Source organism: Roseivirga sp. BDSF3-8 (genome assembly GCF_041449215.1).
Taxonomy (GTDB): domain Bacteria; phylum Bacteroidota; class Bacteroidia; order Cytophagales; family Cyclobacteriaceae; genus JBGNFV01.
The window spans coordinates 5,507,334-5,523,467 of record NZ_JBGNFV010000001.1 but is presented as its reverse complement, the minus strand read 5'-3'; the positions used below and the strand labels follow the sequence as shown (position 1 = coordinate 5,523,467).

10 protein-coding genes are annotated in these 16,134 nt (G+C 48.7%); 6 read left to right on the top strand and 4 right to left on the bottom strand.

Annotation, left to right across the window (positions count from 1 at the left end; all coding sequences use genetic code 11):
- The first annotated feature begins 39 nt into the window (after positions 1–39).
- Both AB9P05_RS22415 and AB9P05_RS22410 read left to right on the top strand, forming a co-directional pair.
- Positions 40–2,445 carry an aminotransferase class I/II-fold pyridoxal phosphate-dependent enzyme gene (locus AB9P05_RS22415; RefSeq protein ID WP_371911075.1) on the top strand — a complete coding sequence of 802 codons (2,406 nt, stop codon included), beginning with the start codon at positions 40–42 and terminating at the stop codon, positions 2,443–2,445.
- Positions 2,446–2,529: 84 nt separating this feature from the next.
- A complete protein-coding gene (locus AB9P05_RS22410) occupies positions 2,530–4,641 on the top strand; it encodes a DUF4157 domain-containing protein (RefSeq protein ID WP_371911074.1) in 2,112 nt (703 codons plus the stop codon).
- Between the two features lie 222 nt (positions 4,642–4,863).
- On the opposite strand, the gene AB9P05_RS22405 is transcribed toward AB9P05_RS22410, so the two are convergent.
- Together AB9P05_RS22405 and AB9P05_RS22400 are read right to left on the bottom strand one after the other, a co-directional pair.
- Positions 4,864–5,871, bottom strand: a complete 1,008-nt coding sequence (locus AB9P05_RS22405; RefSeq protein ID WP_371911073.1) for a WG repeat-containing protein — start codon at positions 5,869–5,871, stop codon at positions 4,864–4,866.
- A gap of 63 nt (positions 5,872–5,934) precedes the next feature.
- Positions 5,935–8,643 carry a DUF4157 domain-containing protein gene (locus AB9P05_RS22400; RefSeq protein ID WP_371911072.1) on the bottom strand — a complete coding sequence of 903 codons (2,709 nt, stop codon included), beginning with the start codon at positions 8,641–8,643 and terminating at the stop codon, positions 5,935–5,937.
- Between the two features lie 266 nt (positions 8,644–8,909).
- On the opposite strand from AB9P05_RS22400, the gene AB9P05_RS22395 reads away from it, so the two are divergent.
- Genes AB9P05_RS22395 through AB9P05_RS22385 form a run of 3 tightly spaced genes read left to right on the top strand, consistent with a single transcriptional unit; the run spans position 8,910 to position 10,712 of the window.
- Positions 8,910–9,434, top strand: a complete 525-nt coding sequence (locus AB9P05_RS22395) for a dihydrofolate reductase family protein (RefSeq protein WP_371911071.1) — start codon at positions 8,910–8,912, stop codon at positions 9,432–9,434.
- 30 nt (positions 9,435–9,464) lie between these two features.
- A complete protein-coding gene (locus AB9P05_RS22390) occupies positions 9,465–9,905 on the top strand; it encodes an SRPBCC domain-containing protein (protein WP_371911070.1) in 441 nt (146 codons plus the stop codon).
- Between the two features lie 39 nt (positions 9,906–9,944).
- The gene (locus tag AB9P05_RS22385; RefSeq protein WP_371911069.1) at positions 9,945–10,712 is read left to right on the top strand and encodes a DUF6503 family protein; all 768 of its coding nucleotides are present in this window, start codon (positions 9,945–9,947) and stop codon (positions 10,710–10,712) included.
- A gap of 4 nt (positions 10,713–10,716) precedes the next feature.
- Here AB9P05_RS22385 and AB9P05_RS22380 read toward each other — a convergent pair whose 3' ends face one another.
- A complete protein-coding gene (locus AB9P05_RS22380; protein WP_371911068.1) occupies positions 10,717–12,174 on the bottom strand; it encodes a pentapeptide repeat-containing protein in 1,458 nt (485 codons plus the stop codon).
- A gap of 996 nt (positions 12,175–13,170) precedes the next feature.
- Between AB9P05_RS22380 and AB9P05_RS22375 the strand changes: the two genes are divergently transcribed.
- The gene (locus AB9P05_RS22375; RefSeq protein WP_371911067.1) at positions 13,171–14,415 is read left to right on the top strand and encodes an ammonium transporter; all 1,245 of its coding nucleotides are present in this window, start codon (positions 13,171–13,173) and stop codon (positions 14,413–14,415) included.
- A 550-nt stretch (positions 14,416–14,965) separates the two neighbouring features.
- On the opposite strand, the gene AB9P05_RS22370 is transcribed toward AB9P05_RS22375, so the two are convergent.
- A complete protein-coding gene (locus AB9P05_RS22370) occupies positions 14,966–15,901 on the bottom strand; it encodes a hypothetical protein (RefSeq protein ID WP_371911066.1) in 936 nt (311 codons plus the stop codon).
- Positions 15,902–16,134: the final 233 nt, after the last annotated feature.

Genomic DNA, 16,134 nt, shown 5'->3' with positions numbered 1-16,134 from the left:
AATGGACTTATCCTTGAATAACCAAATCATACTGACCTTATGGCCCAGGCACTAGATACGCTTAACGATATTATTAATGATGCTACGCGGCGTGGAGTCGCCCATAACTTTACTGAAGATGAGCAGCTATCAGGTGCCCGTGTTACGGTGAACGGTCAGGAGTTGGTTAATTTCGGTTCCTGTTCCTATCTCGGGCTGGAGTTTCACTCTGCATTAAAGCAGGGTGTAATTGATGCTGTAAATAAATACGGTACCCAGTTTTCTACATCGCGTACGTACCTGGCTGTGGGCCTCTATAAAGAACTGGAAGAGGAGCTGTTCAACATATTCCATAAGCCGCTGTTAGTCACCGCTACTACCACCCTGGGGCACCTGGCGGCCTTGCCTACGATCGTTGGGGATGACGATGCTGTTATCATGGACCTGCAGGTACACAGCAGTATTCAGATGACGGCACAAATGCTGAAGGCGCGTAAAATACCCTTGTACGTAGTGCCTAATAACTCGATGGAAGCCCTGGAGAATAAGGTAAAGCTCCTGCAGAATAGGCACCGTAAGATATGGTTCCTTACCGATGGGGTCTTTTCTATGTACGGTAATACGCCGCCTATGGATAAGCTTGTGAGCCTGCTGGATAGGTATAAGCAGCTACACCTGTACATAGACGATGCCCACGGTATGAGCTGGATGGGTAAGAATGGCCAGGGCTATGTACATACTGTGGTGCCTCATCATGAAAAAATGGTGGTGGTGATCTCTATGACAAAGGGCTTTGCCTGTGCAGGCGGGGTGGTCATATTCCCTAATGAAGAGATGCGCGACCGGGTAAAAAACTGCGGGGGTACACTCATATTTGCAGGCCCTGTACAGCCGCCGCTTCTCGGGGCTGCAGTAGCCTCTGCTAAACTGCACCAGACGGAGGAGTTTGCCCGCCTTCAGGCTGACCTGCAAAATAAGATCGCCTACATTAACCGCCGGCTGGTGGAGCTGAACCTGCCCCTGTATGAGGCATCAGACGCACCGGTATTTTTTGTAAGTGCAGGATTGCCGCGTATCACGTACAACATCGTCAACCGTATGAAGCGCCGTGGCTATCATATAAACAGTGCCGCCTTTCCGGCAGTGCCGATGAAAAAAAGCGGAATTCGCTTCATGGTTAACGTCATGCACAGCTATGAAGATATCGAAGGCATGTTGCTGGCTCTGCAGGAAGAATACGTGCTGGGTCTGCAGGAGGAGGGGAGCAGCTTTGAGGAAGTAGCCCGGGTTTTTCGCTTACCGGCCTTTACTATACAGGTTGAAAAGAGTATAAAAGAAGTAGTCTCACAGGAAACTACCGGGCTTAGGGAGGAAAAGTACCGCTCAGTAGCTTCTTTGCCTGTTGCCGAGTGGAATTACTATATGGCCGAAGGTGGTTGCCATACTCACAGCAACCTGCTGAATCTGGAAAGGGGCTTTTCCGGACACGGGCAAAAGGAGAATAATGCCTCCTTCTATTATCATAAAGTTACCGATGAGAAGGGAGGGATCGTTTCGCTTGCCTTCTTTACGTACAATATAGCCAAGGATGATATGTTCGCCTCTGCCGCGGTATCTGCCCGGGCAGAAGAGATACGCCGGACGGAAGACCCTTACTACCTGGTATCCGGGCAGGTGATGACGGGGACGCCCTTTTCCCTGGGGAGGTCTGTATACCTGAATAAAGAGCATCCGGCATGGAAGGAAGCCCTCCAGAGACTCCTTGACAACATGCAGCAGGTGGCAGATGCTGAGGGGGCCACCAGGCTTATGCTGCGTGACTTCTTTGAAGATGATCGCAATGGACTGAAGGAGGTACTGCTGGACCTCGGCATGATTGATTACCGCCTGCCTGGGCGTTGTGTGGTGGAGAATCTGTCATGGAACACGCAGGAAGAATACCTGGCCTCGCTAGGGGGTAAGTACCGGTATAATGTACGGAAGGAGATTTTACCCTATGCGGACCGGTTCAGGGTAAGCTACCATAAACCGGCTACGGAAGCAGAGCGACAGCACGGGTATGCCCTGTACCGCCAGGTGGCGGATAAGGCCTTGCAGATGAATGCCTTTCCACTGCCGTATGAGGTGTTTACTATGATGTATGATGACCCTGCCTATGATATTATACAGTTATACACAGATGACAGGGAGGAGGCTGTAGCCTTATTATTCAGCTACCATAACGGGGAAGATTACACAGGCCTGGCAGTGGGACTGGACTATACCTGCATACGAACCCATAACACATACAAACAGATCCTTTATCGTTCGGTCTTACGGGCACGGGAGCTAGGGTGTGTACGCAATGACCTGGCTTACACTGCTGAACTGGAGAAGAAAAAAGTAGGGGCTACGGTTAGAGCAAACTACGCCTTTGTCCAGGCTACGGAGCACCTGAGTCATGCTATTATGGAAACCCTCTCTTAGTCATACCCTCACAAACAGATGATCAATGAGATTATGCCATGCCGGGTGACAGGGGCATAGTCTGAGCACTAAAAGAACAAAGCTATGTCCACCTCAGAAAAGCAGCATAATCAATCGCAAGGGCAGCATGGTTCCCGGAGTCTGGCCAACCAGCCACAAGCCGGTATTCCTGCACAGTATGTACAGGACCAACGCCCTCAGGCGGTAGTACAGGCGAAGATGCAGTCCCTGGCGGCAAATGGCCCCAAAGGGCAGCAGGCTGCCCAGCTTCAGGCTCTGGCGGATAAGGGCCCCCGTGCCCAGCGCATGGCCCGGCTACAGGCCAAAGCGGACGCGGGCCCGGCTGGTACGGGCCTGCCTGGCGGCAAAAGCGGTAACTCTGACCTGCCTGCTCAGCTACAGCAGAATATGGAAAGCATGAGCGGGGTGAGTCTGGCCGGCACTAAGGTACATAAGAACAGTAGTGCGCCTGCCCAGCTTAATGCGCACGCCTACGCGCAGGGAAATAACATACACCTGGCGAGCGGACAGGAAAAGCACCTGCCTCATGAGGCCTGGCATGTGGTCCGGCAAAAGCAGGGACGTGTACAGCCTACAAAACAGATGAAAGGCAAAACGGCCATTAATGATGATAAAGGCCTGGAGAGAGAAGCGGATGTGATGGGGGCAAAAGCGGCAGGTATGAGTCCGGCAGGGCCTGCTCAGATGATGTCTTTCAATAATGACACGGCCCAGGGGCATGTGGCCCAGCTCGCAGAAAAAAAAGACTCTTACCGCGGTGGGGCAGAGCTTGAACTTGAAAGCCCTTATGTAAATCTCCAGCTCGAAAACGTGCCTAAATTAAAAAATGATGAAAACGAACAGGGACTGCAGGCAGCATTAGCGCTTGCATTGAAAGGCCTGGAAATAGACTCTTTTAATAACAATTCCATAAGGGGCAAAGAGTGGGCATTGACTGTAGAAACCACGTCGAAAAGTTTCCGGAGGATTGACCCCAATAATGTCGATATGGAAACAAGGGTCGAACTTATTCTTGGAGGGCCTACCGGAAGTTTACTTGTCGATCTTCCGGGTATTGCGGAAGAGGCGGCACTAGCCATGAGGGGATTGAATGAGAAGGGGCACTTTGGGTTTAAGAATTTCGGACAAAGAGTAAAGCAACATTTTAATAAGATTGCCAATAATTGGGGTATGCCTGATCCGGGTATTGACTGGGATAATATCAAGGTGAAGGGTCTATGGAATAAGCCAATTACTGATAAAAAGAAGTGGCAGGTTCAGGTAACTATGGGGGTGGCTCTTGATGATATCCGTAAGGTAAGCGGTATTATTGACAGTGGTTTTAAAGGTGGAGTAAGTGCTTCGGCTATCAATGATAATGTATCAGCTACCGATATTCTGGAGCAACTGAGCTATTTATATGGCTATGATTTATCAAGTGTAAATAATAACCTTCATAATAGCCGGTCATTGCGTAATCAGACATCCTTAATTAGTGCAGGCCTCAACCTGAAGCGGGAACAGAGCAAGAGGTATGTGGATGAGAAACAAGGAAGATATATTTTAGGTAACTCACAGGAAAAATCGAGTCAGAAGCTGGATTTATTGGAGCAACGTGAAATTGAGAATAATTATTATCAAGCATTTAATAAGCATAAGGGAACCCCTGATCTTGATATTGAGGTATTGAGAGGCCTGGCCAGAATATTGTCAGCATATATCAGAGGGGCATCGGCAGCGCCTAACTATGGTGATGGACCAAAGCACGCTATGATCATGGCAATCAAAAACCCTCTGAATAGTATCGTAGAATCTGCCTTCGGAGAAGATTCCTTGTATAACGAAAATGACGCCCATCCAAGTGTTTACCTATTGGAAGCCTGCGCTAACTTAATAAGAGAAAGAGTTGAAGGTGGTAACGCTTTTTGGGGGTGGAAGGATAGAAAAAACAATGAGGAGATAGCACTCAGCCCTACTGAGTGGAGAGAAGCATTATTAAGTAATGGGGAAGATTTGATCGGGACTTATGAAAAGAAGTACAGGTTTGGTCAGGTAGCCAGTATACCAAAGGTAAATCCAACTATTGATTCCGATAACCAAAAAGGCGGGGCTCCGGTAATCGAATACAGAAACGCGGGTGAGTTTTCGCCTTCTGATATGCCCAATTATTTCAGGGACATTTATAAGGTATTATAAATAATTCTATGGCTAGGGTAATGATGCCGCCTCCACAGATAGTAAACGTGTACGGCTATGCTTTTTAAGGGGGACATTGAGGCCTGAGTGATTACCAATGATGAAGGTAAGGTGAATAGGCAATACCTTCCGGATGCCACGTCTATTAACCTGGAAAAGAACACGTATAATAAAGAAGACTGATCTGGATGTGAAAAGGGGGGCAGTGTTAGGAGATGCTAGTTACCCCTCCGGCTCTGTGAAGTACTTTTCTTTAAAAACGTAATTGCCCAGGCGGTCAATGTAAGCGCATTTTCCTTTTTGCTCAGCGTCGTAGCCTGAACACACACGGGCCAGGCCATTGGTGAAGTCTTCCGCATCTTCATAGGGGCGGGGTGTAAACAGGAGCTGCCCCTCTTTATTTACATAGCTATACCCATTTTCCATTTGCACCAGGGCCAGTCCCTCGCTGAATTGCCTCCCGTAGACCATATTATGGAGAGTAGCTATCTGATCACCATTCTGGTCTATGATATCCTGTCTTTCTTCTGTAATGCGCAGGCTGATTCCGTCGTCAAAGTTTTTGATGTCCGCCTCCTGCATTGGAAGGAGTGGTTGGCCTTGTTTATCGATTATGGTATTCAGACCTCCCTTGCCTACTACTGCACGTCCACTATGAAAATAGTCAGCCACATCATAGATGGGCGGGATGGCGATTTCCCCGCTTGTATTAATATACCCGATGCTATCAATTACCTCATCGCCGTATTCATCCTTATAGCTGTGTGTGGCAATAGCGGCCAGCCCTTCGGAAAAGGCTTCGGCATAGGCATATTGCGGGGGTATTACATAGGTGCCGGTACTGTCTATGTATCCATAGAGCCCATCCGCATGTTGTACAGCGGCCACCCCCTCGCTAAAAGACCAGGCTTCGGCAAACTGCGGGGCTATGACCACTTTGCCGGAAGTATCTATATATCCTGCCAGCCCATCCTTGTATACTACTGCCCGCCCTCCGGCAAAGGGAAAGATCTCGTCAAATTCTGTTGAAAACACCCATTCACCCCGGCCATTGATAAAGCCCTGTTTGTCGCCTTGCCGGACGAGGGCCAAACCTTCTGAAAATGCATTGGCTTCCGAATAACGGGCAGGAATGACCACTTCACCTTTCGGATCAATATACCCGTAGAGGCCGTCTTCTGCGTAGTAGAAAAAGGGGGTGGTTGTGTGATTATCAAAGTCCGAATCCATACATCCCGAGGCTGAAAAGGTTAAGGCGGTAAACAGAGCCGTAATAATAAGACACTTCATAACTTAGAAAGAGAAATAACCCCATATCTCACGGTTTTGGGGTAGTACGCCGTCACGATCGCCGGGCCAGTCAAATTTTACGCCCTGAGTAATTTGGTAAAAGATTTTCATACCTGTAGCGGATGCTCTGCTATTTGTGGTGCGGCCTGAATTTTGGTTAAAGTACAACCGTTTGGTCACAATAGCAGGCACATTCAATACGGAAACCGAATTTGTGCCTGTGATATCCCAACCTACCAGGGTGAGGTTCACTTGTGCCCCTTTGGTATGGGCCATGGAAATGTTTGCAATGGATACTGTACCAGACTTTCCACTACCCGCTGCGCCGTCAAAAACTGCTTCAGAAGCATTTATCCTTTTATGTATGCCATCCCACTCTCTTTCATGAGCTGTTTCCTGACCATTTCCGGCCGGTCCTTTTGGCAGTTCGGCGTGTTCCTTACCACCCGAAGGGTCAGCAGGGGGAGCGCTTTTTCCATCCTCAGAGTCTGTTAGCGTCTCTTTCGTCTGATGTACAGCATACTCTAATGCTGTCAGAAGTTCTTCGGGTGTGGAGGCGCCTTTCTTTTTTATGAATGAAACTATATCTGCCACCTCCTGCTCACTAATGTTAGGAGGGATGGTGTCCAGGAATTTTTGCAGGTGGGCATCTGTAAGCGTTCCGGGGCTGCCTTCTTTAGTAAGTTCGGCCCATAGAGCCTGTACATTGGGAGGAGGAGCGGCCAGCTTATCAACCATTGTTTTTGAAATACCGACAGGCCCATTGCCAGAAGCATTTTCGCTGCCTTTTTCATGGGGTTCGGCTTGCTGCCCGGTTTCCGCGTCGCCTGTATCTCCGGTGCCGCTACTGCTGTTTTCACTGCTACTGCTGCCACTTCCACCCTGACCAGGTGGCATGTCCTTACTGTTCCAAACGTTATATATTAACGAACCGATTTCGTAGATATCCCAGGCTAACATTACGATGTTTACAAAAGGAATAAACTTGAGGGCTACCCTGGCTGCCACTTTCAGACCCAGCTTAGCGGCTACCTTTGAAGCTACCTTAGCTACGGTACGTTTTCCTGCTTTTTCGGCTGCTTCCTTTTCGAATACCTCTAAAGCTGTTTTTGAACCAATTTTGGCCAGGTCGTCAGTGATGCTGGCCGCTTTGCGCTGAAGGGCTCTTACTTCTGCGGGATCTGCCAGACTGGTGGCATTTTTAAACTGGCGTATTACCGTACTGTGCTTAATCTTCGGGACCCTGCGAAGATCATCCAGTTTTCTGAATGAATTCTTCGATTTGGAAAAATGGTCATAGATACGGGAAGCCTTTCCCTGCCCTATGCCATGCACGCGCCTGAGCATTTTTACAGCCTCATCTTTTTCACGGGTGAGGGCGTCTTTTATAAATGCTTCAACTGCTTTTTGCGAGGGCTTACGTTGCATCTCTGCCAACTGACGTGCCACTAAACGCTGCTCGGCTTCCAGAGCTTCTGTCATTGCTTTCTGCAGTGCTCTGCCTTTACGCACCTTTGGAGCATTGGCTGCCCGCTTCAGGGCTTTTTCCAATATCTCCTGTGAGACAGCGGCAGTTACTGACAGGCTGCCTTCCAGGTAGACATCTACTCTCACGCCGGGCTTATAGTCCCAACGGCCTATGCCTCGTAGTTTGGCTCCGGCCAGTTTGGTCTCTTGCTTCGTTCCGCTCAGGCTTGTAGAAGCAAAGTCGGTACCCAGGCTGAATCCAAGGTAAAAGTTGCCGAATTCATCTGAACTTGATAATTGGGTGTTGCCTGAAATGAAATTAAGGGCTCCGGCCTTAATCTTGCCAACCATCTCTTTCTTTTTGGCATTAATCTCAGTGCCGAGTCCGTCGGGGCCTTTCATTTCAGGTCCCTTAAACCCGGTTTCTGTACTGGGTGTTCTACCTGTGTCGATTGCGAGAGTTACTGCTCCCTCTAACTCGAAGTGCTGGCCTAAGGGAACCTTTTTGATAGGCCATTTAATGGTGTTTTTTCCTGAAGCCTGCTTAATGGTATCGTGCAGGCTTTCTTCTTCCGGGTCAGGTTTACGCTGTATTGTGCCCGGACTTTTACTTCCCTTCCCGGTACCCCTGCTTATCCCGGCCCCGGTACCGGCAAACTGTAGGGCTTTGGCCCCCATTACGTCGGCTTCGTGCTCCAGGCCAGCATCGTCATTCACTAGCGTCTGGCCTTTTAGCTGTTTCGTTGCCTTTACGCGACCCTGCTTTTGCTGCACTACATGCCAGGCTTCATGCGGCAGGTGCTTTTCCTGACCGGGAGCCATGTGGATGTCGTTGCCCTGGGCATAGGCATGTGCCTTTAGTTGGGCAAGTTTGGACGAATTATAGTGAACCCTTACATCATCCATGCTGTAGCCGGAAAGGTTTTCTATGCCATTTTTAAGCTGACCAGGGAGGCCGGACCCCGGAAGGCCGGACCCCGGAAGGCCGGACCCTCCCCCAGTGGTGCTTGCTGCCTGGCGCTGGGCGGGGCTGGCATCAGGGGGCAAAGGGGGCGGTCCTGTGGGGGCAAAGGCTCTGGCAATAGCCTGGAGCTGGGCGGTATTCTCAGATTCTGCCGTGGTCTTTACTTCGGTAAAGTGCGGGGCTTTAATGCTACCTGCCTGCGATGACTTGCGCTGAGCAGGTTGTATCGCTTTGGGGGCTTGGGGGTTAGCTTGTCTATTGACGTGGGAACTGTCTTTCATAGCATGCTTCAGGTTCAGAGAAATCGCTGCATAGATAAGGGCATACGATAGGTCAATCAAAAATAGGTAAGGGGTAGCGAAAATTTCACTGTAAAATGTGTGGGATTCTTGCGTGGGGAATTATAGAATAATAGAGTGACAGAATAATTTAATAACCGAGGGGTTGATTTCCGGCTGTTTTTATACAGTATGCCGGAAGGAGCCTGCCTTAGGTTTCTTATCTTAGGGTAATAATCAGGTGCCTTCTGCCCCTTACTTGCACGCTTATGTCACGTACCCTTACGCTTTACATTGCCATGAGCCTGGACGGTTATATAGCCGGGCTGGATGATGATATCCGCTTTCTGAACAGTATGGAGAGGGAGGGGGAGGATTATGGCTATGCGGCTTTCGTACAAACCATTGACACGGTGATATGGGGGCGACGTACCTTTGATAAGGTGCTCTCTTTCGGCGGTGACCTGCCCTATAAGGATAAGTCAGTCTATGTGATCTCACGCAGCCGTACCGGTAGTCATGAACATATACGCTACCATAGTGATGTGGTCTCTCTGGTAAAGGGCTTAAAAGGGCAGGAGGGAGCAGGCATCTACTGTGATGGCGGCGGACAGATCGTGACGGAATTGCAGCGGGCAGGCCTGATCGATCGCTACATTATTTCTATAGTACCGTACCTCCTGGGCGGGGGTGTCCGGCTTTTTCAGGATGCTTTTTCCCCCCGGCATCTTATTTTCAGGCGCAGTGTTTCGTTCCCCTCGGGCCTTGTGCAGTTGTGGTATGAAAGAAAATAGTATCTTCAGCCTCTAACCACTACCACTATAATGTCTTTTCAGGAAGGTGAACATTTGATACGATGGAAGCTGCACTTGGCTTCCACAGCGCAAAAAGTGTATAAAGCACTTACCACAGATGAGGGAAGGGAGAGCTACTGGGCTGAAAAATCAGTTCAGGAGGGCGATGAAATAACTTTTTCATTTTTAGATCATCCCGGCCACGTTGCCACTATACTGGACAGGGAGGCCTCCCATATGTTCAGCCTGGAGTACTTCGGGCACGAGACCACCTTCCGGCTATCGGAAACGGATGATGGGGGCACAGACCTGCTGCTGGAAGTTAAGTTAAAGGATGCTGAAGCCCGGGAAGAAATGATTGCCGGCTGGGTATCGGTACTTATGGCCATGAAGGCGGCTGTAGATCATGGGATAGATCTGAGAAACCACGATGAGGACAGGTCCTGGCAGAAGGGTTTCGCTGATAACTGATACCAGGAGGAAACTCACGCACATTACTCTATATTACCTATGCACCGCTTCATTCTTTTCCTGGCCTTGCTGATCATTTCATTTTGTCTGTTTATGCGCTGTAACGGGGCAGGGCAGGAGAGTAAGAAAGAAGCGGAGGTAGTGAATGAGCTGCTTAGTCCTGCAGGCTCCTTGCTCCAAAAGACCCTGGCTTTTCATGATCCGGGTAACAGGTGGCCGGCGTATACCGCCACGATCACACAGCAGAGCCGTAGGCTGAACCAGGCTGATACTTCTGAGGTGCGCACGCGCCAGGTTAGCCTGGATAGCAGCCTGGGCAGCTTCAGCATGGAATCGGATGCCGGTGGTTATACGTTGCGGCGGGTGGTAATGGAAGATTCGCTGTGCCTGAGCGAGTGGGACAGGCCGGGAATAAGCGCGGAAGATAGCACGGCGATGAGTCTGACCTGTGAAGGGGCTGAAAACTACCGCAACTACTTCCGCTACCTCATCGGCCTGCCGATGGTGCTGCAGGATTCGGCCACTGTACTAAGCGAAGAGACAGGCACTGAGGAGCTTTTTGGTGAAACATACCAGACGCTTAGGGTAAACTACCTGCCGGAGGGGGAGCACCCGGAGTGGACATTTTTTATAGACACAGTGGATTACCATCTGGCAGCAGCCCGTTTTGTAAAGCCCGATCGTACAGGCGAATACATTGTTTTCGGAGATATGGAGGAGCACAGGGGCATTAAGCACTTTGGCAGTTTTATGTGGCACTACCTGGACAAAAAGCCCCTGGCCCGGGAGCAATACAGCTTTCGCTAACAGATCAGGGGTTGCCAATGCAGTCCTGAAAGGTAACGTTTGTAAGGTCGGCAGGGAATTTTGCGCCGGTGAGATCACAATTGATAAAGGTGACATCATTGCGAAATTCGCACTGGCTGAAGTCTGCATATTTCATGTTCATTTTGCCTGCCTGCACCGTGTCTCCGAACACCCCGTTTTCAAAGATGGATGTTTTAAAGTCTACCTCGCTAAAGTTGCTTCCGAATCCTTCAATCACAAACCCGCCACGGAACCAGGCATCTATTTCGGACTTCCAGAAATTCGTATTCACGAAGCGGGTGTTCTCAAATACGGGATATACTAAACCGCTTTTCCCGATCTTCATGTAGGTGTAGCGGCCGGAACTTATTGTCATATTGGTGAATATGCCACCGGTGATCCTGCTTGGCTGGGCCTGTGTGTTATTAAAGACCACGCCATGCCACTTCCCGTTGTAGAAGCTGCAGTTGGTATAGTTCACATTAAAATGCCCGGAGCTGTACATGTCCACTCCTTCAAAGCGGCAGTTGAGGAAGCCGGTATTAAACTGGGCGATGTTTTTTATATATCCCTCGTCCTTATTGACAAAGCGTGCACTAAAGAAGTTTACATTACTAAACGTGACCTGTCCTGACGTTTCGGAGGAGATGATGCAGTTCGTAAACCGGGCATCGGACAGGTCTATATTTTCGAATCGTGTATCAATTATTTTCCAGTTCTCAAATCGCATGTCATTCATCTGGCACTGGATAAACCGGGTGTTTTTGAAGTCATTTTCAGCGGTGATCCTGTCTCTTACTGCCTGTGCGTGATCCAGGTTGCTGCCTTCAAACAGGGTGCCGCGGTAGGAGCCCAGCCCCAGTTCTGCATATTCAAAGCGTTTATCTTTAAAGGTGAGCCCATCGAAGTTCAGCGCGCGGTGGGCCAGTAGCTTGTCCACATCTACCTGTTCCATCAGGTCCTGGCGCTGGATTTGTATGGGCATTATCGAGATGGTAAAGGAGCCGATAGGCAGGTCGTTTGAGAGGATATTTACGCCCCCTTCGTTCCCCTCATCATTGCCGTCGTCACCTGGTTTATCATCAGTGGCATCCGTTTCGGTGCTGCTCACCAGGTATATTATGTCTGGGGAGGCATACGTATACCATCCTTCTTTTACCCGAAGTACCGGCTCGCCGGCTTCCTTGCTTATCTTTTCTGTAAGCCGTATCAGGGTCCATTGCTGCCTGCGCTCTATTATTTCTTCTGATATGATTTCACCAAAGTAAAAGGTGTCAAAGGACACTTTCTTAACCTCTGCCAGATCAGGGGATTCGGAGTCAGCTACGTAGTCAGTGATCTGGCTGTTTATGTCTTCGAGTATCCGGTTATTTTCCGATACGAGTTTTTCCACCTGGCAGGAAGCAAGGGAAGAACACATAAGCAGCCCGGAGAGGGCGAGGGGCAGGTAGTTCTTTTTCATGGGGGTTCGGTCATTTGGTTTTTCACGCGTGAAAATCCTGAGTCTTCTTGATAAAACCAAAAAGGATCATGAAAAATTACTGAATCTGTTTTTAGGGCTTAATGTCCGGGAAATGGGCTGGCTGTGACCGTTTATAATTCTATGTTTTTGAATTCAAACCAATGTTTCACTGTAATGAATTGATAAGCAGGTGGTTGGTTTGGTTATTTTGCATTTTCCCGAACAAAAATTATTGTATCATAAAACCATGTGATATGGCAGGTGGTTTAAATTGAAATTGCTGAAAAATGCAGTTTAAATCAGTTTTATGAACTATTATTTGACTTTTTCGCTTTATTTTTTATAATAAGGGTTGAACCAACTTCAATTTCATTTATGAATAAAAAGACACTAATGGACATCAGAGTAAAGAGTACGGTTACTAATCTGACGCCAGATTGGGATGAAAAGTTAATAGAGGAAGGGTACGAGTATCACGTGCCTTATGGAAATACATGTCCAGGCTCTTTTTAATCACTCATTAGAACAATGCCATAAGATTGTTTTAAAGAAGCAGGAGGTCATCAGGCCTCCTGCTTTTTTATGCGCTGTGTTAAGACTTTTCTGCTTTTGCTCCTCACCATCCTTCATTTTAGCTTCCATTTCCAGCCATTTTCATGAATCACGGGTACTTCTCCGTCGCATATACCCGTTTAGCAATGAATTTTGTGATTTCTGGTGATTTTGCCTCTTTTTTTAAGCTATCAGCTAGCCTGTTGTCGTGTTTTATGATAAATCACCCTTTCTTTTAGCCCTTATTTTTATCAAAAGCTGCACGTTTTCAAAAATGTGCTTTGCCATTCACCCAATAAATGGGGATTTCAAGGCTTTGTTTTTATCATAGGTTAATTTTTACCCCACATAAATTAAAAATACTGTAAATTTTGGTTTGTTGGATTGAATTATACCCGTTGTTTGGTCTTATTTGTAAATAAATATCTCATCTGAGGCTATAAAATGAACACATCCGAATTTCTTGTGCACAATCTCTGGCTAATGCTCGCAACCTTGCTTGTATTTGTCATGCACCTGGGCTTTGCCGGCCTGGAGGCGGGCCTTACCCGTCAGAAAAATACTGTAAACATACTTTTTAAAAACACTCTTGTTCCCGGCATTGGCCTGCTTACTTATGCCTTGGTGGGCTTTAACCTGATGTACCCCGGTGAGGGGGCTTACGCAGGGGTCTTTGGCTTCAGGGGCTTCGGGCTTATCATGCCTACGCTAAAGGCAGGTGTGCTTTATAATCAGCACTATACTTTTTTAACTGAGTTTATTTTTCAGGCCATGTTTGCCGCTACTGCTGCCACCATCGTATCAGGGGCAGTGGCAGAGCGGATCAAAATCTCATCCTTCCTGTTGTTTGCGTGCCTTTATGTGGGCTTATGCTACCCCATAGTAGGCATGTGGAAGTGGGGGGGCGGCTGGCTTAACCAGCTTTCCACACCTTTTTATGATTTTGCAGGCAGTACACTGGTGCATGCCGTAGGGGGCTGGGCGGCTCTGGCGGGTACGCTTATCCTGGGGCCTCGCATAGGCCGGTATGAAGTAGGCGCCCGCTTTGGCGGGCACAGCCTGCCGCTGGCGACTATTGGCGTATTCCTGCTCTGGTTTGGCTGGTTCGGATTCAATGGTGGCTCGGTGCTTTCTGCCGATCCTGAAAAGGTATCGCAGGTATTTGTCAATACTGCCATGGGCGGGGCTGCGGGTATGCTAGGTGCCTTTATCATGAGCTATGCACAGAGCAGGCTATATGACCTGGGCATGGTGCTCAACGGGGTACTTGCGGGCCTGGTAAGCGTGACTGCCGGGGCTGACGTATTCCACATTACCCACTCTCTGTGGGCCGGCCTTGTCGGTGGTGGTCTGGTGGTGCTCTTTACTCACCTGATGAACCGCCTGCGTATAGATGACCCTGTAGGTGCCGTACCGGTGCACCTGGTATGTGGTATCTGGGGTACGCTAGCCATAGGCATGTTTGGGCCGCTGGCAGGGTGGAGCCAGTTTCTGAGCCAGGTTACCGGCACCGTGGCGATAGGTACTGCTTGCCTCAGCTTTTCTATAGTGGTCTTTATGCTCATACGCAAGACCTTAGGCCTCCGGGTATCTCCTAAAGTAGAGATAGAAGGACTGGACAGAAGCGAGCACGGCCAGGCCGCATACGAAATGGAAGATTATCAAAGACACGATGCCGTACCGGCATAATTCTGCACACATATCGGATCATTGCACTTAGTTAAAGCCGTTCGCTTGGTAGCGAACGGCTTTCTTTTTGTATGTGCTTGGTTTGATCTGTTGTGGTTTGGCTTTCTCTTATACTTCTCCTTTTTAATGGCATTGTATTCCTTATGCCGCTCCTGCAGGTGGCCCTATGCATGTCGCCCTATGCATGTCGCCCTATGCATGTCGCCCTATGCATGTCGCCCTATGCATGTCGCCCTATGCAGGTCGCCCTATGCAGGTCGCCCTATGCAGGTCGCCCTATGCAGGTCGCCCTATGCAGGTCGCCCTATGCAGGTCGCCCTATGCAGGTCGCCCTATGCAGGTCGCCCTATGCAGGTCGCCCTATGCAGGTCGCCCCCATAGAGGGTGTGTGCTTTGTCTAATTTCGGGTGTCTGGTTTGGATTGTTATTTAAAGATAAGGAAGAGGGGGGTGATGGTAAATGGCTATTTATAGTCATATTTTGAAAGGAATAAAAAAAGCCGGCCGCTATCTCAGCGGCCGGCCCCTTAGTGGTTGGTTGGCAAAGTTAATTAGCGGATGTCTACGCCGCTGTTAGCTGCTTTGGTGCCGATACCGGATACAGAGGTTTCGAACTTGCCAATGCTGTAGTTGAACGAGATGCTGAAACTTGCACCAGGGGTGGCATAGCCATAGGCCCAGGCCAGTCTGGCCGTATTGTTCATGATGGAAAGAGGCTTAACCTGTGCATCGGCACTACCGATGTTCAGGTGAGCAGAGGTGTAACCACCATTAGACAGTACGGTGCTACCGCTCTTATTTACATCGTGGCGGATGTAAATCTGACCACGGCTTGATCCCCAGATCCAGTTAAGGCCAATGTTTACTACTGTGTAGCGGTAGATTGCCTGCGCGCGCTGGGCTTCAGCACCGTCTTTCACCATGGCTTCTTCCACAGTAAAAATGTTGGCAAGCAGGTTATCATACACAAGTCCTTCCTGGTCATACACGGCTACAGAGCTGAAAGGCCCTTCGGCACTTTCCCAGTTCAGGCGAACAAGGCCCTGGCCTTGCTGCAGGTGGTCGTTCAGGTAGCTGCGGATGCTGAGCTGGGGGTTAGCTACTGTTCCCTGGCCGTCCTTACGCTGAGAGGCTGTTGCGGCAGCTTCTCTGAAGCTTTTCAGGGTGAATGATACATCGCCATTCATCAGGTTGTCGCCCGTTACGCCCTCATAAACAGGGATAATGGCATCTTCGTCAGTGATTTCATTCTGCACTCTCGCCACATCTTCTACTGAGCCGATAAACTCATAAGAGAGCAACTTGAGGCCGAATTCATTGCCATCAGTCAAAGCAGACTGTGTGGCATTGAGCTGGTCGGTGATCATGGTGGCATCTACAGGAGCAGGAGTATTACCTGGTATTACTTCCTCTTCCTGCTGGCAGGAGGCAAAGAAGAACATACCGGCAAGACATGCCATCAGCATTCTGGTTGAAAAGAATTTCATAGGTTTTGTTTAAATGAAATAATAAAATATATGATGGGGACTAATGTATGGTGTAGAATGTAAAGGATCAATTGGTAGAGGTAAGTTTTTTATATTTTTTTCAGATCTCATGAAAATGTACAATTTGTGTATTCATTTAGTATAATTACCTGTGTAATAGTAGTATATGTACATACATTTCAGGTAAAAATGACTCTGGTTTAGTTAAATTAACCTTATTATACTTTCTCCTT

Excerpts from the sequence above, each read along its gene's own strand:
- AB9P05_RS22385 (WP_371911069.1), top strand. The coding sequence starts at position 9,945 with ATGCACCGCTTCATTCTTTTCCTGGCCTTGCTGATCATTTCATTTTGT.
- AB9P05_RS22395 (WP_371911071.1), top strand. The coding sequence starts at position 8,910 with ATGTCACGTACCCTTACGCTTTACATTGCCATGAGCCTGGACGGTTAT.
- AB9P05_RS22410 (WP_371911074.1), top strand. The coding sequence starts at position 2,530 with ATGTCCACCTCAGAAAAGCAGCATAATCAATCGCAAGGGCAGCATGGT.
- AB9P05_RS22405 (WP_371911073.1), bottom strand. The coding sequence starts at position 5,871 with ATGGATTCGGACTTTGATAATCACACAACCACCCCCTTTTTCTACTAC.
- AB9P05_RS22400 (WP_371911072.1), bottom strand. The coding sequence starts at position 8,643 with ATGAAAGACAGTTCCCACGTCAATAGACAAGCTAACCCCCAAGCCCCC.
- AB9P05_RS22415 (WP_371911075.1), top strand. The coding sequence starts at position 40 with ATGGCCCAGGCACTAGATACGCTTAACGATATTATTAATGATGCTACG.
- AB9P05_RS22390 (WP_371911070.1), top strand. The coding sequence starts at position 9,465 with ATGTCTTTTCAGGAAGGTGAACATTTGATACGATGGAAGCTGCACTTG.
- AB9P05_RS22370 (WP_371911066.1), bottom strand. The coding sequence starts at position 15,901 with ATGAAATTCTTTTCAACCAGAATGCTGATGGCATGTCTTGCCGGTATG.
- AB9P05_RS22380 (WP_371911068.1), bottom strand. The coding sequence starts at position 12,174 with ATGAAAAAGAACTACCTGCCCCTCGCCCTCTCCGGGCTGCTTATGTGT.
- AB9P05_RS22375 (WP_371911067.1), top strand. The coding sequence starts at position 13,171 with ATGAACACATCCGAATTTCTTGTGCACAATCTCTGGCTAATGCTCGCA.